Source organism: Candidatus Hadarchaeales archaeon, assembly GCA_038736355.1.
GTDB lineage: Archaea > Hadarchaeota > Hadarchaeia > Hadarchaeales > WYZ-LMO6 > WYZ-LMO6.
Genome location: JAVYML010000003.1, coordinates 1 through 25,642 on the forward strand (window position 1 = coordinate 1; position 25,642 = coordinate 25,642).

A 25,642-nucleotide genomic window follows, 5' to 3' on the forward strand; every position below is an offset into this window, starting at 1 on the left:
GAGGAGGTTCTCCAGAGCACTGGGGGTGAAGGAGGGGGGTGCCAGGGGGGCTTTCATCCCCCTCTCCCTCTCTACGCGCACCTGGGCGAGGAGGGTCCTGCTGGTGGGGGATGCGGGGGGCTTCGCCGATCCCCTCACGGGAGGGGGGCTCAACGCCGCCCTCTTCACGGGCTGGCTGGGGGGGAAGGTCTGCGCGGGGGCCCTGAGGAGGGGGGAGGAGAGACTGAGGGAGTACGAAAGGGGTTGGAGAAGAGAACTTTACCTCCGTCACTGGAAGTCCTCTTCCTTGGCCCATCTCTTCTACTATTTTCTTATAAGGCGGAAAAGACTATTTGTCTCTTTGGTGCAACCTTTACTTGAGCCACACTAGCATATTGGCCTTATATAACAAACCGCGAAAGCATCTAGCTCAGTCTTTCTATTCCAGAAAGCATCGTCCCCCACGACGTAAAGCTCAGCAAGTGAGAACGCGTCATCTTTCGACAAATCTAGTCCGAGATTTCTACTTCTTGATAGTATACGGTTTTCTCCAGGACTGAGATTCCCGAAGCTCCAACCTATTATCGATGCATCTTCGAAATAGAAAGCCCTCCCCCCATCCCCAGTATAGGGAGCGGAGGTCGGTAAGTTGTAGTATTTGCGGAAAAACTCTATTATGGGATGATTGTTTTCGCTGAGGTCGTAAGTCAATCCCCATCTCTTAAACCTCTCCACCAGCTCATGCTCGTCCACCCACCAGTACTGCCCCTCGCACTTGGTGGGATAGGGGAGCGTAGGCCAGCCGAAATTCCACATTATATGCTGCCACATGGTCATGGTCGTATCTTGCATGGGGAAGAGCGGTTTAGAAATAAACTCATCCTTCACTTTTATCTTGTAAAAATCTCCATCTACCTCGTCTGTTTTATCAAAAAACCTAGAGGGCCAAAAATTAGTATCGCGGGGTGTCGGTTCAGGGTTTTCCGAGTTGTCTAGCCACATGTACATATTAGCCACAACGTTTTCCACCCTAGTGGTACCTAGGTTGGCAATTCCCAGCGTGACATTCAAGACACCCCCTATGTCTGGGGGGATTATGTCGATACTAATACCAATACTTTCTACCCACGGGGTCAAGAAAGGCAAGTACAGGTCCCTGCCTAAATCTTGGATAAAACCCCCTGGTATGGCCTTGAGGATCTCCATTCTCCTTATCTTGCTCTGAGGAGAGTCTTTGTTTTCTCCGGGAAGGGGAGTATAGTACTTGCTGCTCCACCTTAAATTCTCTACCATACTGATGTTCCAGTTGATTATTTTGGAGTTTTCTACGGCAAATCTCATGTTAGTTTTGGCCATAATGTAGAGAAGAGAAGGGTCGTTTACATGCAGGCACCTATAAATGATGTTATCTATTGCCTCCAGCGCGTTGATGAGGTGGGGCAAGCATCCCTCGTAAATCACGATGAGGGTCTTGCAAAGGTTCTCCGGGACCAGATCTGGCATGTACCGGTGCAGTTCCCAGAGGTTGTTCTCCAGGTACTTGCTGCGAGCCAGGTAGTTGTCGTGAAGGTCCCTCGCTATGGCCTGGAGCTCGTAGGCCAGCCCGCGGGCCTCCTGGAAATTCTTTTTCTTCATGGCCTCCACCGTTGCCTCCTGCCTTCCCAGCATCCTGGCCGCCCTGAGCTGGATGGCCGTATCCACGTACGCCCTTCCAGGAGTGGGCTCTGGAACGATAGCTTCAGCTATCTTGTACCCTATGGGAGTGTAAATGAGCTCTACCTTGTCTCCTACCTTCAGGTTCTCTCCCCAAAAGGAGAGAACTAGGGCCTCCCCTGGGCCGGGGAGGTCGTTCATTCCTCGCTTTACGGGTCCTGTGGCCAAAGCTAGGTCGATCTCGTTCTCCACCCTCACCCCGTTCACCCTCAACTCTATGTTCTGCCACCTGATGTTTTCCAACAAGGTTCCCATGGGTGTTTCCTCCAAGATGTCTGCTCTATAGGCCTTGGTTATTCCCTCTCCGCTGGCATGAACTATAGCAATCCCTCCGTATCCTGGATAGTTGGTCCAGAGTTGCACCACGGTTTGGGGTGGCATGGGGGGAGCCCCCAGTTTCCCCAGACCTTCAATTAGGATTCCACCGGTTAGGAGGGTGGCCACGATGAGGAGGATGGTGGCTATGAGTGGAGAAACGCTTTTGTGACCAAGTTCACTCCTGAGGCACATCTATCAACATCCTCCTCCCCCACCACTTCCGCCGGGTGGAGGTCTTCCAGGACTCCAGTGGATGTTCCAGAAGTACTGCCATTCCCATTCTCCTGTCTTGGGATGCTGGTAGAAGAAATAGTAATCCTCTAACCATATGCGGTTGTCAGCAGCTTTGGGAGGGGTGATTCTTATGTTGTCCACCCAATAGGTCCCTGGGGCGAGGTTTAGTTTATCGGCAGTTCTATGTTCCGGCCTATTTTCTAAACGGGCATAGAGTACAACGTTTCCGTTGTCGGGATAATAAGGAACTTGCAAACCAAAGAAGACCAGCTCCGGACTCAAGTTCTCTAGGTATTTTCTTCCCTGGAGACCAGGCCTGGTCGCCCACCAGTTCTCTAACCTTAGCCTGGCTGTGTACCGATAGGTGTTGTGGTAGCTGTTGTCGTAAACCCTTGTACCCCAAGTGGCTATGAATTTGTTCTCCATCGGAACCAGCCAATTCTCGGGAAATACATATAACATGTTTTCTACACTGCCTGTATATCCTAAATCTTTGGCTCTCTTGAAGTATTTGGAAACCCACCATGCGTTGTCCGTGCTGTACCAGAGAGTGGCGTATCTGGTGAAGTTGTTGGCGTTTTCCCCTCCTACATTGTATACATGAATGACAAACTCAAAAGTCGTGTTGTCTACCCATCGGTAGCTTTTAAGAACAGGGACAATGGCAGGGCGGTAAAAGTCTTCATAAAGATCGTCCATTTCTGGAGAGACCCCAAAGTATGTTAGGGCCTCCACGGGTATTCCAGGATAAGGAGGTTGGGTGAGTAGGTTCTCTATGGTACCTATGAGAGGGAGCAACTGTTTCTTGGTTATATTTTCTGCCACATTTTCTATGGTCCCCTTTCGAGGACCCGTGGTTTGCCAAGTACTCACATAGGAAGGATCCCAAGCCCTTATGATGGGATTTTCCATGTTGTAAATGAGCTCCAGTCCATTCACGACTAAATAGAGGAGCCTGTTTTCCTTAGGTATCCCCCTTCTAGCTTGGTCCCAGCTCTTGTAGGCTATGCAGAGTTTGTAATAGTCACGCTCGCTTACCATATCCAAATAGTAATCCAGCACCCTCATGTCGTTATCCAAGTACCCGCCGGTGCCCTTGCAGGAATTCAGGAGAAGTTGAATTTCTCCAGCTAAATTTTCGATTCTTGGAATATAGCTTCTAGCTCGGTCGAAGTCCTCTTTATACCATCGATAGTTTTCGTTATATCTGACTTCGATGCTGGGAGAGAGGGCATTCACCATTTCCCTCTCCAACGTGCGAAGTTGGAGGGCCCTGAGGGAAATACAGGAGTCCACTAGGTTTTGTCTTATCCAAGTGCTTCCTATTTCAGTACATTCCCAAGGGGGGGCCATGATGGTATTGGCAATAGTCCATGTGCTCGGTTTGTGTATTATGGTCACCCTATCCCCCTCCTTTAGGAAACCTTGCCTGTACGAAAAGACTACCATCCCTCCCCCAGAGGGGAAGGGAAGAAGGGAATTCTTTACCTTCAAACTTGGGGTAAGGGGAGAAACGTAAAGAACGTATTCTAGGTCGTTTTCCGCTGTTAATCCATTTATCCTTACTTCAAGGTTTTTCCATTTTACATTCTCAAAGAGACTACCTAGTTCTGTATCCATCAGGAAGTCTGCGTAGAAAGCTTCTCCTATTTCTTTTCCCGTTACGTTGACTACTCCTATGGCACCCCTTCCAGGAAAATTCCTCCATATTTGAAGTAAGACGTCCGGTAGGTTTTGGAGGTTGGGTCCCCCCACCCTTTCTGCGATCATAGAAACACCTATCCCCAGCACAAAGACCATGGAAACGAGCAAAACGATTCCCAAAAGGGGGGAGACTCCCAGTTTCCTCCTCATCAATTAAAACTTTCTTGTATCTTACTTAATCCCCTTTGCTAGACCGTGAATGGCATAGAGGGCTAGCTCTTCCGCAAAGATTTCCGGTTTCCAAGCCCTTTTCCTCAACTCTAGGAAATTGGTCCTTCTTTTTATCCTTCTAACGGCTAGAAATCTTACACAAGAAGAGAAAACACCTATCAAAAAGAAAGAATCCCCCAGCGAAAATAAAGAGGAAAGGAGAAAGTGTGGAAAGGGCGGGATTTTTAACCATCTGACACTTTTTACTCTCCCCACGTCCAACAGATGTAGGATTTCCAAGTGGAGTTGAAAGAGGAAAAGAAGAGGAAGGAGGAGAAGAGCTCTCCGAGAGGGAGGAAAGGCGAGGGCGAGATGTGCCTGAAGGAAAAGCAGGGGAGAACAGAGGGGAGGTATTAGAAAACCCCATCTCCTCTCTTTGAGTCTGAAGGGAGGTGCGGAGTAGGAAAGGGTGAGGAAGAGAAGGAACAAGAGAGAAAGGAAAGTGGGGAGAGTGGTAAACAGGGCCAAGGGAAGAAGAAGGAGGGGGAGAAAGGCCAAAATGAGAGTCTTCTTTTCACCCATTTTTTTCGTCATTCTTGAGGAGAAGTTCTTCTCACCCTTTAGTTTGAAATCAAAATAGTCGTTGATGGCGTAAGCAGACATGGATCCTCCGGCCACGACTAGAGTATCTATTGTTATGTTCAACGGTTTGAAAGGAGAAAGGGCAAAGCCGAGTAGAGGATAGACCATGAATCTAAGGCAGCTGAGTTTGTTTTTCCACCCTTTAATCCTATAAAAGAGAAGGAGTTCCTTCATCCATCCACATCCTCTTGAGCACGGGCAGGACTTTTTTCCTTCTCTTTCCTGCGACCCAGAAAAGGAGTGAAATTGCGGAGAAGTATATCGTCCAGAGAGCATATCTCAGAGGTCTGGAAGTATGAAAGGCCTTGCGGGTTAGGAAAAGAAAGGCACCCTTGCCTCCAAAATAGAGAAGGGGTAGAAGGAGAAGGGAGAGAAAGAAGGAAGAAACACGCCCGAAACCGAAGGACCTGAAAATTCTGAAGGATATAATCGTTCCCAGGATACCAGTAAGCAATACTCCTGTGGGTATTCCCATCCAGTCCTCATAGAGCTCCAGATAGATCCAATCCCTTAGATTCAGGGAGTAAAAAAGGAAGGCGGGAAAAAGAGGGGTTAGATAAAGGAACATACACGAAAAAACCACATGCTGGATTCTATCGTATGAGATCTTCTTTCCCAAAAGGTTCACACCGTAGTACCCAAGTACGCTGGCATAATAAAAGAGGGCCACCGCACCCATTCCCCCGGAAAGATGGTGGAGCCAAAACTGAAGGTCGGGTTTGTAAACTATTACACCGTCGTGATAAGCGCAGCCCGGGTAGATGAAGTAGTGAAGGGCGTTGTAAGCAAAGCCGAAAAAGAAGGAAAAAAGTACCATAAAGGTTTCGGTGAACTTTCCCCCTTTGAGTTGCTCGGGATGGAAAAGGACCTTTCTCCAAGAGTTTAGGATGGCTCGTAGGGCACTCACAGGTAAACCCACCATCCTGCAAAGAAAAGCTGGGAAGTTAGGGCCCAAAGCCTCACCAGCCAGAAAGGATCGTTGCGTAGTAGACCTTCTGAAAAAAAGAGGGTGGGTAAGAGAAAGGTGACTGTGCAGATCAAGTAGCTTAGGAACCATTCTGGTCCTTTAGGATTGAGAAAGAGAAAAGAGAGAAGAGTGAGGGAGGCTCCGGAGAGGGAAAAAATTAGAGTCCTTTTGGTTCCCAGCTTCGAGGGGAGAGTGGGCTTCCCACTTTTCTTGTCACCCTTCCTTCCCTTCAGATCCTTGAGAGGAGAAAGGAAAAGGGAGAGGAGGGTGAAGAAAAGGGCTATTCCTATGGCTTCACCTGTTAGCGGGGAAAGAGAGAGATATCCGGCGAGGAAGGGAAGAAAGACGTAACCCAAGGAAGAAACCGGATAGGAGGTATACCATCTACCTAGGGGGAAGGGGGGTAGGGAATACAATAAGCCCAGCAGAACCCCCAGCAGGCTTAGAAAGAAGAGAAAGGGACCCAAAAGGAGGGAAAGGGCAGAAAGGGAGAAAAGGAGGATTGAAAGGAGAAGGAGCCCTTTTCCCCCAACTTTTCCGCTGGGGAAGGGTCTCTCGGGATGGCTGATTCTATCCCATTCTACATCACAGTACATGTTGAGGGCCTGTGCTCCTCCCGAAATCCCTATTCCCACCGCGCAGAGAAGAAGGAACTCAGGAAGAGGTACGGCGAGGTTCCTTCCTCCAAGAGCCATTCCTAGGTAGAGGGAGCTGAGTACTATCAGCGAACTGCCCAATTTTAGACACCGGAGGTATTCGCGCACATCTTTCTAAAGGATTTGTAGCATTTAGAGAATGGGGTAATCTTTGATTCTGGTTTTTATCTTAATCCGAGAAAGAGAAAATTGATGTCTTCGAGTCGAGGAATTTCCCCTCTAGTGGCCACCATTTTACTCCTTACGCTGGCCATAGCCTTCGGTATCACCATTTTGGCCAGCTATCTGGCTGCCCTCGCCCCTGCTGGTCCTCCCCCGAGGAGAGTTTCTCTTTCTCTTATATACGAGAACTCTCCCCCAAAACTGATTCTCAAGCATCAATGGGGGGATTATCTCTTTGGAGCCTTCTTGATGAGACAGGAAAACAGAGTGGATGCTAGAACGGCTAAGGGAAAGTTGGAAAATTGGAAGGCAATAGAAGTTAGAGTGAATGGGGCGAAACTTAGCAAGGATAGGGTAGAAGATATGGTGTTAATACAGGAGAACCTCTATTACCAACCCATGGCTCCTATCGTCGTCAACTTGGGTCCAGGAGATGAGGTGAGGCTGGAAAACTGGAAAATCCCGCTCAAGACTGGGGAAATAATAGCAGTAGTATATCTTCCTACTGGGCAAACACTGGTGGAAATGGTAGTGGTGTGAAAGCCAAGTAACGTTGTTTGGATCGGGATAGACTACTCCAGACTGAAATTGAAAAAAGAAAAGAGAGATTAAAGAGATTAGTAAGTTATCGTTTTCTCCACAAGACTCTGATCTTTGGGCACCCACTTGAGTAATACTGTGTCACCAACTGCTAAGGATTTAGAAAGCCTTACCTTTACAATATCACCCACCACAAGGGCGTAGGTTTTACCTATCTTTTTGCCAAGGTCTAGTTGGTTCTCTAAGTTTTCCCACTTCCCTTCTGAGACCAAGTAGATGACCTTATTTTCGATTACCCCATTTACTCTGAGTTCAAGATTTTTCAGAACAGCTATGTTATCCCCATTGTCGAGCTTAACGATTTCAACCGCGTTGATAGCCCTCTCTCCGTAAGTGTGTTTGATAACTATGACATCTCTTCCCGATTGCAGATTGTCCAGCGCCAGTTGTCCGCTGAAGATTACACTTGGCTGTGGAGCCGAGGCAAGAGAAAGCGCTAGGATGGCTGCAACGGCGAAGACTATGGCTATCAGCACGATGGTTGCTATCATGGGTGAGACTCCCTTTTGGTCCATTTTCCACCTCCTTTTTTCTAAAATATTTTAAAGCGGAGAGCTTAAAAAGGTTGGGAAAATTATTCATGGTGGCATGAAAAGGTAACACATGTGGTCCCTCCCACCTTTTAACTCTCGAAGGGGAAAATTGAAAGATGGGGGATTCCAAGGGAGTTTCAGTAATGGTGAGCGTGGTACTCATTTTGTTGGTACTCCTGTTAGCGGGCTCTGCTCTTTTGGTTCTTTATGGGCGCTTGGCCACAAGGAGCTCGGAAGGTAGGCTGCTCAGCTTTCTCCAAACCGAGTTTTTAAATTTACAATCCTCCCTTTGGAAAATGGAAAAGGGAGAAGAATTAGAAGTAAACCTTAGGCTTAGTATTGAAAAACCCCTTCTTTCGGCTTGGGGTGGAAGAGCAGGAAGACTCCAGTTGGTTCCTTCCGGTCCTTTGTATATGAGGAGGATCACCATCACCAACCAGAAGAACTATCCCTTGTCAGACTTCCCGGTAAAAGTGGAACTCACTTCAACCAATTTCGATTTCAGCAAGGTGAAGCCCGATGGAGGGGATATAAGATTCTACAGGGGGGAGGTTCCCCTGAGATATTATATTGAGAGTTGGACTCCATCGAACGCGGTAATATGGGTGAACGTTCCCTATCTCCCTGCTTCTGGGACCGAGAGCATAGAGATGTACTATGGGATGGAAGGTGTGGAGAGTGCCAGCGATCCCTCTGCCCTCTGGTTGATTATGGAGGACATGAGTTCCCCTCCAAAGGGGACTTTGAAAGGCGTGGCGGAATACATTCCGAGTAGGGGATATGTGAGGCTCACTCCCAATAAAGGTAGTCTTAACGGACAGCTGGAGTATAGGCTCAATCCGGGAGAAGGCTTTTTGGCAAAATTCGAGCTTTGGGCGGGACTCTTTACAGAATTTCCTGGAGGGGAGGGGGGAGACGCTACATGGCTTTATGCGTACTGCACCTCGACCCCCACTGACGAGGACAGAAATGCGGGTGGCTATCACTTCATTTTCGATGAATACGATGATCAAATACAAATTAAGTGGGCGGGAAGCACAGTTTTCACAGTGCAGATAACAGATATAGATAACTTAACATGGCATTCCATCGAGATAAGACATTGGAGGAAAGCAGCGGGAGAAAACGAGAACACCGAGATTTGGTATGATGGTGTAAGGGTTTGTTCCCTACAGGATTCTCCTAGATCCAAGACAGGTACTTTTTTTGGTTGGGGAGCTAGAACGGGTGGTACCAACAATGAACACAGGATCAGAAACTTGTATGTGAGAAAATATACTGACCCAGAGCCCTCGGTCGTTTTGGGTTCTGAGGAGAGGATTTTGGAGAGACCTTTTGTGGGCTTGGGCTTTGGTTCCTTGGAGGTGGAAACGAGAGGATGGTTTACCCCCACTACCCGCTTTGTTCTGGAAGGGGGGGCAGTACTGGTAGAAGATGTAAAGGGATGTCGTATGCTCTCTCCCCCTCTCCTTCTGGAGGGAGAAGGAAATACCCTCCTTCTGACTTACTTGCTGTTGGAAGGTCCTTTTTTGGAAGTTTCTTCCCTTGGGGAGAGGAAGCTCAGTTTGAGATGCATCAATATCGGTTATACAGAAATGCCTGTAGGAGGACCTAACAGAGAGAACGTGGTGGTGGATTTGAGTAGCATGGTGAGACCCAAGTACCGGAAGGCCTGGCAAGTGTACTTAGAAGATCTGAGGAATAAGCTCAATTCTAGGGGACTTAATGCCAGCTTGGACACTTTAAATCCACTCAGATTGACCATCTTGGGGACAAATACCTCAGCTGGAATTAAGGATCTCTATTATTACGAGAGGATAATGGAGGTGAAGGTTGAAGCAGTGGCTTAGGCAAGAAGGCCTTTCTCCCATCGTGGGGGCAGTACTGGTGATAGGAATTTTCACGGGCTTAGCCATAACCGTCTATTCCTCTTATTCGAAGGCGGCTTCAAGGAACGAAGAAACGGAGACCCTGAGTTCTCTTCTCAAGAGTTTTCTGCAGTTGAAGGAGGGAATGGAGAAAATGGAGAACGGGACTACCTTGATTTTGCCTTTCAAGCTAAATGTGGGTGGAAAAACAGGTGGTACCCTATGGGTGAGTGGTCCCCCCGCTTGGTGGAACTACAGCTGGACACGCAGGATGCCCATCACCATACAGGGCTATCATCCAGCAGATTATCAGATAAAACTAGTTATCCCCAGGGCCCCCGAGATGAAAACGGATTATGGGGACCTTCGTTTCTTCGAGGAGGAGTGGGGCCTTCCCTTGCCCTACTGGATTGAGAACCGGACCCCGGACAAAGTCATAGTCTGGGTACGCAGATTCAAGGCGAACGACGGAAGAGACAACTTGATATACGTTTACTATGGGAATCCAGACGCGACGGATGCCAGCAACGGGGAGGCTACCTTCCTTCTTTTTGAAGATTTTAATGGTACGGCTTTGGATACCAGCAAGTGGACCTGGCACAATCCTAGGAATGCCTTTGGCTATTCGGTTTCAGGCGGAGAGTTCAGAATATGGACGGTCCAGAAAGGATCATATGCGGATGGTTACAGGGCAGGTATAACTTGTGCCAATGTTTTCCCACAGGATATCGTGGTCGAGAAGAGGTACAAATTTTTATCAGCATATCGTGAGGGTACGCAGTTTTCGCGCAACGATGATAACATGACGGATCTTGGGGGAAGATTCGGAAGCGGGGCAATTTATATTTCTACAGTTCAAGCTTCCATGTGGTACGCTACTGGTACTTCCAGTCAAAACTTTGAGAATTTTGGTATCCTTTCTTCAAACACTTACTACATCCACCAGCTGAGGGTGAGGACCGGATTTTACATCAAGTCCTCCTATCTAGACTCAGCCAGGAACACGTTGTTGACGTCAAGCGAGTATCAGGTCACCTATCTCAGCTGGGATAATCTCAAAAGGTTTGTGGGGGTCTCGGTCTGGCATGATAGCTCGGGAGACGCTACCAACAACGATTTCTATGTAGATTGGATTCTCGTTCGAAGGTGGACTTCTCCTGAGCCCACCGTGAGCTTCGGCTCCCCGCAGAAGGTGGAGTGGGGAGAGTGGGCTGGGAGGATGGGGTTTACCCCCCAAGGTCTTGACATTGGTGATCTGAATTTGGTGGTGGAGGGTGGGGGATTGTTCAGGGTATCGGGAGGAAGCGCTGAGATGCTCTCCCCTCCGGCGCTCCTCAGGATAAGCGAAGTAAGGGAGGAAAACATGGTTAGGTGGGTGAGGGTGGATGTACGCCTTTGCTTGTTTGAGAACCGGGTATTTCAGCTGGCTGCCAATTCACCCGTTTCTCTGCGCTTTGTGTGTACCTCCGATGAGTATTCGATTTACCCTGAGGGCGGAAGGCCCAACAAGGAAAGGGTGGTCTTGAGTCTAGAGAACTGGGTCTCTCCCAATACCAGGCAGGCTTGGAGAAAGTACTTGGAATACTTGGTATCCGTTTTTCCTCCCTACTACGGGCTTTCTCTCGACCCAACCAAGCTCGAGTTAACGGTGGAGGGTTTTGACGACACTCCGGGGGTAAAGGACATCTTGTACTACGAGAGGTATACTAGGATCGGAGTTGGGGTGGTGTGATGGGGAGGGGGGTAATAACGGTGGTGGCGGCCACAGTGCTGGTGCTCCTAGTGGTTATGGCCCTTTTCCTCTTCCTCCCCCCTTTTCTCGAATCCCAGACCAAGAGTGGGGAGATGGCCCAAATGGAGGAAGTGAGGAGAACTTTTTCCGTCCTCCAGAGCTCGCTATATCGGATGGCGGAAGGGGACTCCCTTAGTTTCGTTTTCCCCATGTCTTCTTCTTCCTTTTTTCTCTTCCCCACTGGAAAGGCAGCCTGTTTTTCCTTTGGGGTAAAATGGGAAGAAAATGATTTGGGGAGATTGAAGTACTCTATGGACACCCGTTTTTTCCCCGCCTATACCCTAAGCCTGGAAGGTGGAGGGATATTGCTGGAGCAGAGCGGTTCTTCCGTCATGACCTTTCCGCCTCTCTTGATCAGGGCCTTGGAGATTGGGGAGAATAAGGTGAGGGTGGATGTGGAGTGGATTTATCTGGTAGGGGAGAACATCAGGCTTTCCAAGAGGAGTCCGGTTACCCTTACCTTGACCTGTTTGGAGGAGAGGTATTTGGTATGGGCGGAAGAAAATTGCAATGCGGAGAATGTGGTGGTGGATTTGACGGGAAGGGTTGAGTATGAAAATGTTTGGCAAAAGTATCTAGTGGAATTGAGGGACGAGTTGAATTCGAAGGGTCTAAACGCCACCCTCTCCGGTCTAAAGCTTACCGTTTTGGGCAAAGTCACGTCCCCCGGGATAAAAGATCTTTACTATTTTGAACACCTCAGGAGGGTGGCTGTTTGGTTGGCGTAAGGGGAGTTTCGGTGATGGTGGGGATAATAACCCTCATAGGAATGGCAGTTCTCCTGGCTTCCTCCCTTTCCTTGGCCCTACGAAGCTGGGAAATAAAAGGTCCCCTTCAAGCCTTGTTGGAACTCAAGATGGAGAAGGATAAGTATGGAAGGGAGAATCTCGTTCTCAAGCATTTAGGAGGAGACCCCTTTCCGGAAGCCTTCAGCCTCTCCAACGGGGCCATTTCTTGGAACAACTTGGAGGTGAGAGTGAATGGGGTGAGGGTGGAGGTGGAAGGAGAGGCCCTTTTCAACGGACAGAGTTCCACGCAGGGCAAGGTGAAATTCTCCAGAGGGGATGAACTCTCTTTCCCCCTTTCAGGGCTGAGGGAGGGAGATTCCCTTTCCGTGATTTATAGACCAGGAGGACAAATGCTCTTGGAAATCAAGGTAAGTTAAACTCATTCCTCGGGAAGCTTGTAGGGCATCGTCCCCAGCATGATGGTCTTCCCGTACTGTCCCAGCTTCCTGTCGGCCAAACAGCTGTAGTGGAGGAGGTCCTTCCCCGAACCATCATAGCCCTCCTCCACCATGATCTCCATCTTCTCCCTCGTGATGTCCAGGGGCCAGACCTGTCCCTTCGACCAGTCTATGGGTGGGAAGTCCTTTGGCTTCAGCCACTCTATCGTGGGATCGAAGAGCCACTTCAGCCTCGGCACTTCGTCGTAGGGTGGGACCCTTCCCGTCTTGAAGTCCACACCAGCCTCGGCCTCTAGGAGTTCCTTGTATTCCTTGGGCAGGTTTTCGGGATTTTCCCAGAGGTTTAGCTCTTTCAGCGTGGTCTCTTTGTAGATGGGGGCCGGCATGGCCGTGAGCAGGGCTCTGGGAGGAGGTATTCCATCGTCGAAGGGACGGGCGAACTCCCTGAACATCTTTCCCTCGAGTGTGAGCTTGCGAATGGAATGTAGGAGCGGAGTCTTCTTCGGTGGACTGGAATTCTTCCCCACAGCGTCGCATAATAAACCTTTGGGTCCCCTCAAGTAAAGGCCAGACATTAACCTCACGAAACCTTCCCTAGTGATGATCTTGATGAGATGTTGTTCGGGGACAGGTGGTCCATCGTAGCCATAGTATAAAAATGGCCATCCAAGCCTGTAGTTTTGATTGGCCAGCCATACCTCGGAGATGAAACCGGAAAAGCTCCAGCAGCTCTGTTGGCTTCCTATACCGCTCACACCAGGTGAGAGGGAGAGCACCAAGGGAAACTTAGACCAGCAGGGAAGCATCTCATCCAGGAAATCCCTTACGATGTTTCTGGCAGCGGGGAACCATTCCAGTGGGTTGATTGAGTACTTCTTGGGAAGTTCGAAAAGTCTAAGACCGGTCGTCAAATCTTTGCGGTAGGGCAAATAGGTAAAATTGGTGGGAGAAATGGTGTAGGAGCGCGGGAAGTTCATCCTCTCCTCTTCGGTCATGTGGGAAGCGAGATCCTCACTGACTCCTATGGCCCAATAAAAGGAAGGTTTTCTGTTTCTGAAATGTATACCTTCTGCCCAGTCAAATTCCATCTTCCAAAAGTCCAAATGGAACCAGACAAAGGTAGCGGGATAATCAAAGGGGAAGTTTTGAAGGACGAGGTCGGGTCTCGTGATGAAACCTGGAGGAGCTCCTAGATATCCGAGCCATTCGGTGGTAATGAGTTCTTCCGTTTTTGGATTTTCTTTCAACATCCTTCTCCAAAGGTTGATTCCTTCCCAAACTCTGTAGGCCCATTCCATGAATTCTTCATATGCTAGTCGGTGATAGACCCCTTCTTCCCATCTGTACTTTTCCTTCACCCAATTAGCCATCCATGGTTCTAGCTCCCAGAGCTCGGGAGGAACAAAGCGATTACCCATGCTCAGATGTTTTAACTTTTCAGAAATCTCATCTTGGAGGTAGATTACTTCACTTTTTTTCAATCTGGCAAAGCCCTCCGGACTGAGCGCCAGTTCGAGATGATCTAGGTAAGCCAGGTTACCCCCCCACCCGAACTCCTTATAATAAATGTAAAACTAAAATATATCCCTTTCGGAACATTGAAATTTTGGTACACGAAAAAATGATTCTGTGCACGAAGGATTGAGGCTGGCTCTTGTACAGTTCGCTAGGGGAGAAAAAAGGGAAGAGAACCTCCGTCGTATGGTGGATCTTCTTTCCACGATTTCAAGGGTGGATTTGGTCTGTCTTCCTGAGAATTGGTTGGGAAGGGAAGTGCTAGAGGAGAAGGAATGGGAGGGGGTTCTGGAGGTCTTGGCGGAGATCAGCAGGGACGGAAAATTTTTCCTCCTCACGGGAGGGACCTACTTGAGAGAAGGGAAGAAAATTTTGAGCAAATGCTATGCCCTGAACAACGAGGGAAAAATAGTGGGGCGTTCCGATAAGCTCTTTCCCTCAAAGTCTACGGGAGAGAGGAGCTTTTTGAGCAGGGGGGAAATCTTTGGTCCCCTCAAGCTTGCTGGGACTAAAGTTGGCGTGGTGATTTGTGTGGATGTTCTGTATCCTGAGGTATGTAGGGTACTCTGTTCGAGGGGAGTCCAACTCCTCCTCAACCCCTCCAACATTCCGGAAAACAGGGTGGAGACTTGGAAATATGTGGGGGTGACCAGGGCGTTGGAAAATGGCGTTTTCTTCGCCTTCGTCAACAATACCAGCTCGTATTATCCTGATGGAAGGAGGGTGGTGGGACACAGTTTTGTGGTTTCTCCTAAGGGGGAACTCCTGACAGAAGCTGGTGAAGAAGAAACCATTCTGAAGGTTGGACTCAATTTTTCCCTATTGAAAGAGGCAAGGTCTAGATGGCCTTTCCTTGAGGATACGAGTAAGTGGTGGAGGAGGGAATTTTTTGGCAGTGGATAATTTTTTATACTTCACCCCCTCGTTTTCTTGATATCTTGGACCCGCGCGTCAAAGCGGAAGAAATCTTCGAGAGGGTAAGGGCGGAGGGAAGAAGGGAACTGATGGAGCACGAGGCTAAGGGAGTGTTGGAAGTCTATGGTATTCCTGTCAACTCCACCCTTCTCGCTAGGAATAAACAAGAGGCTCTGGAGTTCGCTAGGAAAATAGGTTATCCCGTGAACCTGAAGATTTGTTCTCCAGATATCCTCCATAAAAGCGATGCCAGAGCGGTGAAAGTGGGTCTTTCCTCCGATTCGGAGGTGGAAAGGGCCTTCGAAGAAGTAATAGCCAATGCCAAAGCCTACCGTTCCGATGCCAGAATTCTGGGCGTAACGGTTTCCCAGTATGTTCCCCAAGGAACGGAGGTCATCATAGGGGGGATGAAGGACCCCACCTTTGGACCGGTCGTGATGTTTGGGCTAGGAGGGATCTGGGTAGAAGTTCTGAAGGATGTAAGCTTTAGGCTGGCCCCCCTGGAAAGAGTGGATGCGGAGGAGATGATAGAGGAAATCAAGGGTTCTTCGGTGCTGAAGGGGCTGAGGGGAAAACCCAAGTCAGACTTGAATGCCCTAATCGAGATGCTGTTGAGGGCGGGAAAACTGCTTTCGGATTTCCCAGAGGAAATCGAGGAGATGGACATAAACCCCATTTTCGTGTTTGAGGAGGGGAAGGGAGCGAAGGCCGTGGATGCGAGGATCATCCTTTCCAGCTGAGCCTACTCCTCAGGAAGCTTGTAGGGCATCGTCCCCAGCATGATGGTCTTCCCGTACTGTCCCAGCTTCCTGTCGGCCAAACAGCTGTAGTGGAGGAGGTCCTTCCCCGAACCATCATAGCCCTCCTCCACCATGATCTCCATCTTCTCCCTCGTGATGTCCAGGGGCCAGACCTGTCCCTTCGACCAGTCTATGGGTGGGAAGTCCTTTGGCTTCAGCCACTCTATCGTGGGATCGAAGAGCCACTTCAGCCTCGGCACTTCGTCGTAGGGTGGGACCCTTCCCGTCTTGAAGTCCACACCAGCCTCGGCCTCTAGGAGTTCCTTGTATTCCTTTGGAAGCAGGGAGGGATCGTTGATGAATTCTCTAAGATTCGCCGGCAGGTAGTTCACACCGGGGGGAAGGGCGGTGAGCATGGCTCTGGGGGGAGGTATTCCCTCATCGAAAGGCTCAGCAAATTCTTTGTACATTTTCCCTTCCAGGATCAGATCCCTTATTCCGTGGAGGAAGGGAGTTTTCCTCCTAGGGGTAACTAGCTTGGTCACAGCATCGCATAGAATTCCACCGGGTCCGGTCAAGAAGAGTTCGGCCATTCTCCTCAGCCAGTTTTCCCTGGGGAGATCCTTCATTTCCTCCAGTTGAGAGGGGAAGGGAAGATAGGTGAAAGGGGAAAAGGGTACACCCCACCTTTCCGCATTGAAGGAAAGCCAAGGATCCCCCCAGAATTGGGAAATGGCCCAGAAGTTTTGTTGGGTGCTTGTACCCAAATTTCCGGGAGAGATGGCAACGTAAAGGTCAGCATGTACCCACTTCTGGAACTTTTCCCATCTGAGGTCCAGCAGCAAGTCTCGAAGGGGCCTCAACCATTCCGTGGTATTGTAGGGGCATCCCTTGGGTAGCTCCCTCAGTCTCAGCCCCGTGGTGATTTCTCTCCTTTCAAGGACATAGGTGGGGTCATCCGGTGCCGATACGAAGTCGCTGGGCTTGGCCAATTTTTCCCTATCCTCCAAGTCGAAGTGTTCGTAGATTTCCTTAGTTACTCCCACCAACCAGCACTGGGCGGGCACACCTTCCTCCACATGGTATCCATGGAGAGCTTCAAATTCCCCCGTCCAAAAGTTCGGGTGGGTGTAGACTACGGTGGTGTGTCTTCCGTAGAGGAGGACGGTGGAGGAGAAGCCCAATTCCAACCTCACCAAGTAGGCAGGGGGTTGTCCGGAGTAACAGAGCCATTTGGCTTCTATTGATTCTTCTGGACTCACCCTTCCTATCCTTTCACCCATCCTTATGGCATTCAGTTCCCGATAGGACCATTCAATAAGGGTCTCGTATTCCATCTTATGGCACTCCTGAAGACTGAGGGACTTTCTTTCCCTCAACCAGTTGACTATCCAGGGGTTCACCACCCATCCTTCCGGCAAAAGGTGCTCGGTACCGGGGGGGTTCAAATCCCTGAAGGCGTTGGCTATTTCCTCCCTTATTTTCAGCTTTTCTCCCATCCTCCGGAGAAAATCTTCGTAAGAAGGAGGGGAAAGGAGTTTTTTGACCCTCTCGGAGTGAATGCCCACAGGAAAAATAGGATGAAAGGGGTTTAATCCTATCGGATAGCTATATTTCGCTCTTGAGCACGATGGCTTCCTTCACCCTTCCCTGCCTTATCTCATGTAATCCCTCGCTGGCTAGCAGGGCTGCCCTTTCCGCGGTTCTAGCCCTCCCCACTCCTGCTTTGAGTCCCACTCCCAACTTCCTCTTCACTTTGGAGAAAATGAGGGAAAGGTCCTCCAGCGCCAGACCGTTGGAGGGTGCCATGAAGTTGTCCCCTCCCGTGTAGAATACGAGACACTTCTTAGGGAGGAGGAGTTCCATCAGGGCAAGATGGGTGCGCTGGATGAGCAGGTGAGTATCGTAAATGGGCTCGGTGTCGGTGAGGCGAGTGGAGTGGTTGAGGTCCAAGTGTGCTATCTGGACCACTCCCTTTTCAGGGGACTCAAGTGTTTCACCCGCTACCTTTCCCTTCCTCTCTCCGGAGCGGCTGCTCCCCAGCCCCTGTAAGAACTTGCTGGCCCTGCACTGGGCGTCATAGGGGGTCTCGGCTACCCCTACCCCCATGCTCACGGTTACTGGAAACTTCCGGTTGATCCTCTCCACTATCTTGCGGTGCTCTTGGAGGGAGATGCCGTTGGAAATGGCTAAGAGGTTATCCTGCCTTGCCTGGAACACCAAACCCTTTCTTTTCTTGAATTCCCTTTCCAGTGAGGAGAAGATCTCAGCCTGTAATACCTGCAGTTCCGCCTCCGGATGGGGCTTGGGTGTAACCGTCCAGGGTCCGTAGTTATCCAGCTGGATTAGGGTGAGCTGGAGCATCCTTTTACTCTTTCACGGGCTTTTTTATCGTTTTGGGAGTTCCTTTGGGTAGTCAGGGAAGATTTTACCCACGATCCTCTTATCTTTTTTGATGAGGGTCTATCTGGAGACCTACGGCTGCACGGCCAACAGGGGAGATGGGGAAATTTTGGCAGGTCTCCTGAAGGAGGCAGGACACGAGGTAGTGGAGGGATGGGAAGGGGCGGAAGTCCTCCTCCTGAATACTTGTGTGGTCAAGGGGGAGACCAAGAAAAGGATGTTGCGAAGGATGGAGGAGTTCGCCAAAACGGGAAAACCCGTAGTGGTGGCAGGCTGTCTCCCCCTCGTGGATCTTCCCTCCGTCATGGAAAGGCATCCGGCATCCGTCATCTCCTGTCGCTCCCTTCTCTGCGTGGTGGAGGCTGTGGAGAGGGCGGCGAGGGGGGAAAGGGGAGTACTCCTCCTCGATGGGAAGCCCCCTGAGAAACCCGATCTTCCCAAGCTTCGCTCCAGTCCCGTGAGTGCCATCGTGCAGATAGGAGAAGGCTGTCTTTCTTCCTGTACCTTCTGCTCGGTGAGGCTGGCGAGGGGAAGGCTGAGGAGTTTTCCTCCGGAGAAACTCGTGGAGGAAGTAAGAGAGGCGGTGGGAAAGGGATACAGGGAGATCCTCCTCACCTCCCAAGACAACGCGGCCTATGGGAGGGAAAGGGGATGGGATTTGCCCTCCCTTCTCGGAGAGATAGTGAGGGTGGAAGGGAAGTTCAAGGTTAGGGTGGGTATGATGAATCCCGAAAACGTCAAGACCATCCTTCCAAAACTGGTGGAAGTCTACCGTAATGAGAAGGTCTACCGCTTCCTCCATCTCCCCCTCCAGTCAGGTGACAATAGGGTATTGAGGATGATGGGAAGGAGGTATACCGTGGAAGAGTTTTTGGAAGAAGTGAAGGCTTTCAGGGAAGAGTTCCCTGACCTCTGTTTGGTAACGGACGTGATAGTGGGCTTCCCTACCGAGACGGAAGAGGAATTCCGTCGGACGATAAAGGTGCTGGAGGAACTCAAGCCCGATAGGGTGAACCTCTCCCGCTTCTCCCCCATGCCCGGCACCCCTGCTTCCCGTCTTCCCCCCCTGCCAGGAAGGGAGGTGGCGAGGAGGTCAAGGATCCTCAGTTCCCTTTGTCTCTCCCTTTCCTTGGAGGCGAACAGGAAGTACGTGGGGTGGGAAGGTGAAGCCCTCATCACGGAGGAAGGATGGAAAGGCGGATGGGTGGCTAGGCTTCCCAACTACAAACTCGCGGTCCTTTCCGAAGGAAAGCCTGGAGAATTCGTGAGGATCAGGATAAGGGAGGCCAAACCCACTTATTTGCTGGCGGAGAGGATAGGGTGATGAAGCCTCCATGTGCCTTGACGATAGCGGGCTCGGATTCGAGCGGTGGGGCTGGAATCCAGGCGGATTTGGCCACCTTTAGGGCCTTGGGAGTGCATGGGGCCTGTGTCCTCACCTCCCTCACCGCCCAGAACACCGAGGGGGTCAGGGAAATCATGGAGGTCCCCCCCAAGTTCGTGGAAAAGCAGCTGGAGACCGTGTTGGAGGATCTGTCGATCGAATGGGGAAAGACGGGCATGATCCATACGGAGGAGGTGAGGGAGGTAGTACTGGCTGCGGTGAAGAAGTATCGACTGAAGCTCGTGGTAGATCCGGTGAGAAGGGCTTCCACGGGGGCGGAGCTGGCGAAGGGGAGGATGGAGGACCTCATAGGGGAGGCGGAGGTGGTGACCCCCAACCTTTCCGAAGCGGAAGAGCTCTCGGGTATGAGGATAAGTTCCTTGGAGGAGATGAAGAGGGCGGCCAGGAAGATAAGTGAGCTGGGGCCCCGTGCCGTTTTGCTCAAGGGGGGGCATCTGGAGGGTAAAAAGGTCTTCGACGTCTTCTACAGTGAAGGGGAGACGAGGATCTTCGAGGCTCCCCGTTTACCCTTTTCCTTTCACGGAACGGGCTGCATCCTTTCAGCCTCCCTCACCGCCCTACTGGCGAAGGGAAAAGAAATGGGAGAAGCAGTGGAGGAAGCCATAGGTTTCTTGAGGGGTTTGCTGGAAAAGGGAAGAAAGGTAGGAAGAGGAAACCTCCTCGTCCTGGACCCTGTCCTTCCGCTAAGGGAGGAGGCCGGGAAATGGAGGGCTACCGAGGAGGTATGGAAGGCGGCTCAACTCCTTTGTTCGGAGCCAAGCTTCGCTTCCCTTCTCCCCGAGGTGGGTACCAACGTGGTGATGGTTCCAGAGGGAGCCAGAGGGATTTCCGACGTAATAGGTCTTTCCGGTAGGATCGTAAAGGTGGAAGGAAAGCCGTATCTCACGGGCTTCCCCAGGCCAGGGGGTTCGGAGCATGTGGCCAGGCTGGTGCTCACCGCCAGTTCCTTTGATCCCTCCCTTCGGGCGGGTTTGAACCTCCGCTTTTCTCCCGTCCTTTTAAGGGCCTGTAGGAAGCTGGGATTGGAGGTGGGGGAGTTCAGGAGGGAGGAGGAACCGAAGGGGGTGAAGACGATGGAGTGGGCCATTAAATACGTGGTGAAAAAGAAAGGTAGGGTGCCCAAGGTGATCGTGGATAGGGGTGGAAAGGGAAAGGAGGCCATGATCAGACTCCTGGGCAAGACACCCATGGAAGTGGTCGAGCTGACCCTGCGTTTGTTGAAGGAGGTGGGAGAACGGGAAGGGTGAGACAGGTTTATGTGAAGAGGGCCGCCAGACAGCTCCTCGAGCTCTACCCAGATCGCTTCACCACGGACTTCCTCCATAACAGGAAAGTTCTGGATGAGCTTTTGGAGGTGGAAAGCAAACCCCTGAAGAACCGCATAGCTGGCTATCTCACCTCCCTGATGAAACAGAAAGCCATGAGTTAAAAATAGGCACAGGCACAGGTCCGGAGATCGAGAGGGGTTCGGGCGATTAGTGCCGGTGGGCTGAGCATCTCGCCCTTTCGGGCTCGATGCGTACACCCCCGGTCTATCAACGGGGTCTTCTAGCCCCAGCCCTTCGCCTTCCGCCCCTTTCGGAGCGGAAGGACACGGTGCCTGTTTTCGGGGGCCGCTTCGGCCTTAGATGCTTTCAGGCCTTATCGGCTGGCGCGTGGCTACCCGGCGATGCCCTGTCGGACAACCGGTACACTAGAGGCGCCGGCGTCCCGTTCCTCTCGTACTAGGGACACCTTCCCCTCAGGCACCGGGCACCCCCGAAAGATAGCATCCGACCTGTCTCGCGACGGTCTAAACCCAGCTCACGTTCCCTTTTGATGGGCGAACAACCCCACCCTTGGCCGCTTATGCACGGCCAGGATAGGAAGAACCGACATCGCAGAGCTTTGGCTCCGGACTATTTCTCCACCCCGCTCTTCGCGGGGGCCGGCGTATGTCAGAACGCACCGTGCGTTCTGACTCATCTGCCTTTCGGCATCAGTCTCTACGGGGTGGGAAGCTTGTACTCGAACTCAGGCAGGATATAGGGTTTGACCAACTCTAGAAATCTCCGGTTGTGTCTTTTCAGCAGGCGCAGTCTGTGATACTCGCCATCCCTGTTCAGGTTGAAAATCAGGTGGAACTTTCGAAGTGCCTTGATCAGGCGAAACTGTTCTTCCACGCTGAACGCTTGGGTGTTGAGGTAGATCGCGTTCTTCGACTTGCTGCCATCGTCCATGAACCAGACCGCCAAGGCGAACGGCGTCAGCATCTTTCCTATTCGTTCTGGTACAGTTTTCCTCTCGTTTCTGTAGAAGTCCCTGTAGAGCTCGTCCAGCTCTGGATGGGTTTTGGTGACCAGCTTATAGTATTCCCTTTCGTTCCTGTGATGGTAGATCTTCGGACAGGCCAGTTCTCCCAGGATCCTGTGTTTCCACTCCACGTAGAACTTGCGCTTGGGACTCTGCGAGAACTCGAAGACCACCTTTTTTCCGTGCTTCCGCAGGTGTCCGTCCCCCAGCAGTGAACCTATCAGGAGTTCCCTCTGGATCTCCGTGAGTTCCATCTTCCCACTTCCCTCGGAGTTACTCCCCTTATTTTTTACCCGCGAGGGGAGCTCCTCCGATATTAGCCGGTGCTTTGGACGGCATTGCTGCCGCCATACCCCAAAGTTGAGGTAGCAAACCGCGGGGTCGATATGGACTCTCGCCCGCGACCACTCTGTTATCCCCGGGGTACCTTTTCTGTCATCCGGAGCCCTCACCAAGAGGGACATCCGGGTTCGCTAGGCCCGGCTTTCGCCCCTGCGCGCCTTGGTAGTGAGCGCGCAGTCAGGCCGGCTTTTGGCCTTGTCCTTGGCGGCGGAGTTCTGACCCGCCTAAGCCGACCTTTGGACCCCCTCGATATCTTTTCGAGGGGCTGCCGCCCCAGCGAAACTGCCCACCTGCCGTTGTCCCCCTGACGGGGTTAGGGGCACGGTTAGGAGTGGGCGGTGTTACATCGGCGCCTCCGCCGGACCCGAAGATCCGGCTTCCACGGCTCCCGCCTACCCTCTGCACCCGCAACCGCGTCCCAGCGACAGGCTGCAGTAAAGGTCCACGGGGTCTTCGTTTCCCTTCGGGGGACCCCGGCATGTTCGCCGGCAAGCGGGTTCACCGGGTTGCAGGCCGGGACAGTGGGGGGCTCGTTGATTCCTTCATGCAAGCCGCCAATTAAGCGGCAAGGTATTACGCTACCTTAAGCTCCCTTCCTCACATGTCGGAAGGTGGACCATATCATCGCCCTCCTCGGGCGCCTGGCGTATGGTCTCTGAGGATCCCCCTTCAACGAGCCTTTCCAGTTTTTCCCTCTTTTCGGGATGTCTGAATCCTATGGCATCCCTGAACTTTTTCACTCTCTCCAAGCCTTTTATGACCAGCGAGAACTGCGGATTTTTCCCCCATGCCCTCGGTTTTTTGACGGAAATCGCACTTTCAATCCCTGCTTCCAGAAGAATTCCATGTAGCTGTCCGATGAGAGGCCTGGCGATCATGTCGATCCCGACATATGGATAGCTGTAGGTTTTTCCCCCATGCTTTTGTTTGTCGACTCCACAGTAGCCTTCTGCATCGAAGAGCCCCCTTGCCACCTCCAGCCTTGAGACTTTGTCCTCCGTGAAAGTCTTCGGAATTCTGAGGGTGGTGAGTTTCCTTCCCTTCGGGTACCCGATTTTCACGAAGAACTTATGGATATCCTTGCGGTTGGTACTGACTATCCAACAGTTCGGCGAACCCCTGTTCACCCTCGGCTTGAAGTTGAAGATCCTTTCGACGGTCTTTGCGATGCTTTCCGCAAATTCCCTGTTCTTATCCCTGCAAAACACCGTGTACGAATTTCCATAGACACCTCCGTCACCGAGCATTACACCAACGAGGTAAGCTAGGGACTCTGTCATCACTGTCGATTTAAGAGGGACTCTGTTATTTCGTTTCCGGCCCTCTGGGGTTTCCTGCGGGTCGACCTCATCGGAGATGGACTTTGTTACCCTTTTTCGGGTAGCCCATCTCCCCTCACGTCTTCCCCGCATACAGCCAGGTTTTACAACCCCCTTCTCGAGGGTTATAGTTACCCCCGCCCATTGGCGGCGCTTCGGCCGGTTGTACCCGGCTTTCACGTACCGCCTGTAGGCAGAATTCAGCTCCCGTACTCACCCTTTCGGGCTAGCGGGAACCTACGTTTTTATTAAACAGTCGGCCCCCCCTGGTCACTGCGACCTGCCCTCCGCAGGGCAGGCACCCCTTCTCCCGAAGTTACGGGGCCAACTTGCCGAATTCCCTGGCCTGCTGTCTCCCGTCACACCTTAGGCTTCTCACCTAGGGGCACCTGTGTCGGATCTAGGTACGGTCACCCAGGATCCCATTTCCGGTCCCCCTTTTCACGGGCCCCGGAGATGAACCGAACCCGCCTAACGGCAGGCCCATCCCGCCCTCATCCGGTTCTCTCCATTACGGAACTCCCCGGACTTCGACGGTTGGATGGGGCGACGGCCCCACTCGGTCTGCCCCGAGGCGTCGGAGGACCGGCCTGCGTTGCCGCCGGTACCTGGGTGGTTCCGGAATATTAACCGGATTCCCTTTCGGCGGCCTCTGGTTGAGGGCCGCCTCAGGACCGACTAACCCTCGGCTGACGACCATTGCCGAGGAACCCGGGCCCCTTCGGCGGTGGGGATTCTCACCCCACTAGGCTGTTACTACCACCAGGATCCTCGTTCCCACGCGGTCCACCCGACCTCACGGCCGGGCTTCTCCCCACGCGGGACGCCCCCCTACCGGATCAGGCTACTGAACTTCGCCTGCCCCGGGGTCTCGGCAGCTGGCTTAAGCCCCGTTCATCTTCGGTGCCCCCACCCTCGACGGGTCCGCTTTTACGCGTTGTTTAAAGGGTGGCTGCTTCTGAGCCTACCTCCCCGCTGTCTCAGGGTGGAGACGCCCTTTGGATTTCTGCACTTAGCCAGCATTTGGGGGCCTTAACCCCGGTCTGGGTTGTTCCCCTCTCGGAGCGGGAGCTTACCCCCCGCACCCCGTCTCCGGCGGTCTACGGCGCCGGTCGCTTCGGAGTTCGACAGCGAGGGCAAGGGTTTCCCCCTGTCACCCCGCAATCGGTGCTCTACACGACCGGCTACCTCGCGCCGGGCCTGACTGCGGCCAGCTTCGGGGGGAACCAGCTGTCACCGGGCTTGATGGGTCTTTCGCCACTAGCCCAGGGTCATCCGACCGAATTGCACGTCAAGACCGGTTCGGCCCTCCACCCCATAGAGGGGCTTCAGCCTGCCCTGGACTAGATCGCCCGGTTTCGGGTCTCACCGCCGTGACTCCGGGCGCTGTTAACACCCCGTCCCTCGCCCTTTCGGGCTGCGGACCGTCGCTTTCGCTCCGGCTCCGGGGTTTCAACCCCTTAACCTCGCCACGACGGTGAACTCCCTGGCCCGTGATTCAAGACGGACGGTACGACCCCGATCCCCCTCCCTCGTACCACCGCCTCACGGCGGCTTCCTTCGGGAGGGCTCACCTCTTTCGAGCCGTACCTTACTGTCGCCACCTGGTTTCAGGCTCTTTTCACCCCCCTTCCGGGGTACTTTTCAGCTTTCCCTCGCGGTACTGCGTTCGCTATCGGTCTCGAGACGTATTTAGGGTTGGGAGTTGGTGCCTCCCAGCTTCGGACGCCAATCCCAAGGCGCCCTACTCAGGATCCCTCCCCTCGTATCCTGCACAGTTACCCCTACGGGGCTTTCACCCTCTACGGCGCGCCATTCCAGGCGACTTCGGGTTCCCGTGCGAGGAATTGGGGGAGGTCCTACAACTCCACATCCCCGACGACTTTCGCCGCCGGGTTCGGTTTGCCCTGTGCCCTCTTCACTCGCCGTTACTGAGGGCATCGCTTTTGCTTTCTCTTCCTCCCGGTACTGAGATGTTTCACTTCCCGGGGTTCCCGTTCGCAGCTCCCAAAAGAGCCGCGAACGCAGGGGGTTAACCCCTGCAGGATTCCCATTCGGTGATCCCGGGTTCTACGGCTGCCTGCGCCTCGCCCGGGCTTTTCGCAGCTTGCCACGACCTTCTTCGGCGCTCGAGCCGAGCCATCCCCCAGGTGGCTTGGTTCCCCGCTCGACGGCTTCCGGACCTGTGCCTGGCCTCATCAGCTTTT

The 25,642-nt window shown here is 52.3% G+C and carries 20 protein-coding genes and 1 rRNA gene; 11 read left to right on the forward strand and 10 right to left on the reverse strand.

The window, feature by feature from the left end; all coding sequences use genetic code 11:
- The coding region (locus QXG22_04755) for a hypothetical protein (protein MEM0359299.1) at nucleotides 1-370 on the forward strand (370 nt) is incomplete at its 5' end.
- Here the strand turns inward: QXG22_04755 and QXG22_04760 are convergent.
- The 5 genes from QXG22_04760 to QXG22_04780 are packed head-to-tail and all read right to left on the reverse strand — an operon-like array spanning nucleotide 367 to nucleotide 6,471.
- Nucleotides 367-2,202, reverse strand: a complete 1,836-nt coding sequence (locus QXG22_04760) for a hypothetical protein (protein MEM0359300.1) — start codon at nucleotides 2,200-2,202, stop codon at nucleotides 367-369. The genes QXG22_04755 and QXG22_04760 overlap by 4 nt on opposite strands.
- A gap of 3 nt (nucleotides 2,203-2,205) precedes the next feature.
- Nucleotides 2,206-4,098 (reverse strand): hypothetical protein, encoded by a 1,893-nt coding sequence (locus tag QXG22_04765; GenBank protein MEM0359301.1) that lies wholly within the window; start codon nucleotides 4,096-4,098, stop codon nucleotides 2,206-2,208.
- A gap of 21 nt (nucleotides 4,099-4,119) precedes the next feature.
- Nucleotides 4,120-4,848, reverse strand: a complete 729-nt coding sequence (locus QXG22_04770) for a hypothetical protein (protein ID MEM0359302.1) — start codon at nucleotides 4,846-4,848, stop codon at nucleotides 4,120-4,122.
- 40 nt (nucleotides 4,849-4,888) lie between these two features.
- On the reverse strand, nucleotides 4,889-5,647 hold the full coding sequence (locus tag QXG22_04775; protein ID MEM0359303.1) for a hypothetical protein: 759 nt from the start codon (nucleotides 5,645-5,647) through the stop codon (nucleotides 4,889-4,891).
- On the reverse strand, nucleotides 5,644-6,471 hold the full coding sequence (locus QXG22_04780; GenBank protein ID MEM0359304.1) for a UbiA family prenyltransferase: 828 nt from the start codon (nucleotides 6,469-6,471) through the stop codon (nucleotides 5,644-5,646). Before QXG22_04780 ends, QXG22_04775 begins: the two co-directional genes overlap by 4 nt.
- Before the next feature lie 84 nt (nucleotides 6,472-6,555).
- Between QXG22_04780 and QXG22_04785 the strand changes: the two genes are divergently transcribed.
- Nucleotides 6,556-7,065, forward strand: a complete 510-nt coding sequence (locus QXG22_04785; protein MEM0359305.1) for a hypothetical protein — start codon at nucleotides 6,556-6,558, stop codon at nucleotides 7,063-7,065.
- 77 nt (nucleotides 7,066-7,142) lie between these two features.
- On the opposite strand, the gene QXG22_04790 is transcribed toward QXG22_04785, so the two are convergent.
- Nucleotides 7,143-7,640 carry an archaellin/type IV pilin N-terminal domain-containing protein gene (locus QXG22_04790; GenBank protein MEM0359306.1) on the reverse strand — a complete coding sequence of 166 codons (498 nt, stop codon included), beginning with the start codon at nucleotides 7,638-7,640 and terminating at the stop codon, nucleotides 7,143-7,145.
- Nucleotides 7,641-7,954: 314 nt separating this feature from the next.
- Between QXG22_04790 and QXG22_04795 the strand changes: the two genes are divergently transcribed.
- The 4 genes from QXG22_04795 to QXG22_04810 are packed head-to-tail and all read left to right on the forward strand — an operon-like array spanning nucleotide 7,955 to nucleotide 12,483.
- On the forward strand, nucleotides 7,955-9,508 hold the full coding sequence (locus tag QXG22_04795) for a DUF2341 domain-containing protein (GenBank protein ID MEM0359307.1): 1,554 nt from the start codon (nucleotides 7,955-7,957) through the stop codon (nucleotides 9,506-9,508).
- Nucleotides 9,492-11,258: a DUF2341 domain-containing protein gene (locus QXG22_04800; GenBank protein MEM0359308.1), complete on the forward strand. Its 1,767-nt coding sequence runs from the start codon at nucleotides 9,492-9,494 to the stop codon at nucleotides 11,256-11,258. Before QXG22_04795 ends, QXG22_04800 begins: the two co-directional genes overlap by 17 nt.
- Nucleotides 11,258-12,046 carry a hypothetical protein gene (locus QXG22_04805; protein MEM0359309.1) on the forward strand — a complete coding sequence of 263 codons (789 nt, stop codon included), beginning with the start codon at nucleotides 11,258-11,260 and terminating at the stop codon, nucleotides 12,044-12,046. Before QXG22_04800 ends, QXG22_04805 begins: the two co-directional genes overlap by 1 nt.
- Entirely contained in the window at nucleotides 12,034-12,483 is a 450-nt protein-coding gene (locus QXG22_04810; GenBank protein MEM0359310.1) for a type IV pilin, read from the forward strand. The genes QXG22_04805 and QXG22_04810 overlap by 13 nt, the downstream gene beginning before the upstream one ends.
- A gap of 2 nt (nucleotides 12,484-12,485) precedes the next feature.
- Here the strand turns inward: QXG22_04810 and QXG22_04815 are convergent, their stop codons facing one another.
- The gene (locus QXG22_04815) at nucleotides 12,486-13,985 is read right to left on the reverse strand and encodes a hypothetical protein (GenBank protein MEM0359311.1); all 1,500 of its coding nucleotides are present in this window, start codon (nucleotides 13,983-13,985) and stop codon (nucleotides 12,486-12,488) included.
- Nucleotides 13,986-14,145: 160 nt separating this feature from the next.
- Here QXG22_04815 and QXG22_04820 point away from each other — a divergent pair, with 160 nt between their 5' ends.
- Both QXG22_04820 and QXG22_04825 read left to right on the forward strand, forming a co-directional pair.
- Nucleotides 14,146-14,922 (forward strand): carbon-nitrogen hydrolase family protein, encoded by a 777-nt coding sequence (locus tag QXG22_04820; protein ID MEM0359312.1) that lies wholly within the window; start codon nucleotides 14,146-14,148, stop codon nucleotides 14,920-14,922.
- 35 nt (nucleotides 14,923-14,957) lie between these two features.
- Nucleotides 14,958-15,674, forward strand: a complete 717-nt coding sequence (locus QXG22_04825) for an acetate--CoA ligase family protein (GenBank protein ID MEM0359313.1) — start codon at nucleotides 14,958-14,960, stop codon at nucleotides 15,672-15,674.
- A 2-nt stretch (nucleotides 15,675-15,676) separates the two neighbouring features.
- Here QXG22_04825 and QXG22_04830 read toward each other — a convergent pair whose 3' ends face one another.
- Both QXG22_04830 and QXG22_04835 read right to left on the reverse strand, forming a co-directional pair.
- A complete protein-coding gene (locus QXG22_04830) occupies nucleotides 15,677-17,173 on the reverse strand; it encodes a hypothetical protein (GenBank protein ID MEM0359314.1) in 1,497 nt (498 codons plus the stop codon).
- A 109-nt stretch (nucleotides 17,174-17,282) separates the two neighbouring features.
- Nucleotides 17,283-18,038, reverse strand: coding sequence for a GTP cyclohydrolase IIa (locus QXG22_04835; protein ID MEM0359315.1), 756 nt, complete (start codon nucleotides 18,036-18,038; stop codon nucleotides 17,283-17,285).
- Between the two features lie 91 nt (nucleotides 18,039-18,129).
- Between QXG22_04835 and QXG22_04840 the strand changes: the two genes are divergently transcribed.
- From QXG22_04840 to QXG22_04850, 3 genes are read left to right on the forward strand one after another with little or no spacing between them, the layout of a single operon-like run.
- Nucleotides 18,130-19,401, forward strand: coding sequence for a tRNA (N(6)-L-threonylcarbamoyladenosine(37)-C(2))-methylthiotransferase (locus QXG22_04840; GenBank protein MEM0359316.1), 1,272 nt, complete (start codon nucleotides 18,130-18,132; stop codon nucleotides 19,399-19,401).
- The gene (gene thiD, locus QXG22_04845) at nucleotides 19,401-20,729 is read left to right on the forward strand and encodes a bifunctional hydroxymethylpyrimidine kinase/phosphomethylpyrimidine kinase (protein ID MEM0359317.1); all 1,329 of its coding nucleotides are present in this window, start codon (nucleotides 19,401-19,403) and stop codon (nucleotides 20,727-20,729) included. The genes QXG22_04840 and thiD overlap by 1 nt, the downstream gene beginning before the upstream one ends.
- Nucleotides 20,726-20,911, forward strand: coding sequence for a 30S ribosomal protein S17e (locus QXG22_04850; protein MEM0359318.1), 186 nt, complete (start codon nucleotides 20,726-20,728; stop codon nucleotides 20,909-20,911). The genes thiD and QXG22_04850 overlap by 4 nt, the downstream gene beginning before the upstream one ends.
- Before the next feature lie 26 nt (nucleotides 20,912-20,937).
- Here QXG22_04850 and QXG22_04855 read toward each other — a convergent pair.
- A 23S ribosomal RNA gene (locus tag QXG22_04855) occupies nucleotides 20,938-25,606 on the reverse strand.
- Nucleotides 25,607-25,642 lie beyond the last annotated feature (36 nt).

What these genes read in the sequence shown, in the direction of transcription:
- QXG22_04770 (MEM0359302.1), bottom strand. Translation starts at nt 4,848, where the DNA reads ATGGTCTATCCTCTACTCGGCTTTGCCCTTTCTCCTTTCAAACCGTTG.
- QXG22_04840 (MEM0359316.1), top strand. Translation starts at nt 18,130, where the DNA reads ATGAGGGTCTATCTGGAGACCTACGGCTGCACGGCCAACAGGGGAGAT.
- QXG22_04830 (MEM0359314.1), bottom strand. Translation starts at nt 17,173, where the DNA reads ATGGGAGAAAAGCTGAAAATAAGGGAGGAAATAGCCAACGCCTTCAGG.
- QXG22_04805 (MEM0359309.1), top strand. Translation starts at nt 11,258, where the DNA reads ATGGGGAGGGGGGTAATAACGGTGGTGGCGGCCACAGTGCTGGTGCTC.
- QXG22_04785 (MEM0359305.1), top strand. Translation starts at nt 6,556, where the DNA reads ATGTCTTCGAGTCGAGGAATTTCCCCTCTAGTGGCCACCATTTTACTC.
- QXG22_04795 (MEM0359307.1), top strand. Translation starts at nt 7,955, where the DNA reads ATGGAAAAGGGAGAAGAATTAGAAGTAAACCTTAGGCTTAGTATTGAA.
- QXG22_04760 (MEM0359300.1), bottom strand. Translation starts at nt 2,202, where the DNA reads ATGTGCCTCAGGAGTGAACTTGGTCACAAAAGCGTTTCTCCACTCATA.
- QXG22_04790 (MEM0359306.1), bottom strand. Translation starts at nt 7,640, where the DNA reads ATGGACCAAAAGGGAGTCTCACCCATGATAGCAACCATCGTGCTGATA.
- thiD (MEM0359317.1), top strand. Translation starts at nt 19,401, where the DNA reads ATGAAGCCTCCATGTGCCTTGACGATAGCGGGCTCGGATTCGAGCGGT.
- QXG22_04835 (MEM0359315.1), bottom strand. Translation starts at nt 18,038, where the DNA reads ATGCTCCAGCTCACCCTAATCCAGCTGGATAACTACGGACCCTGGACG.
- QXG22_04765 (MEM0359301.1), bottom strand. Translation starts at nt 4,098, where the DNA reads ATGAGGAGGAAACTGGGAGTCTCCCCCCTTTTGGGAATCGTTTTGCTC.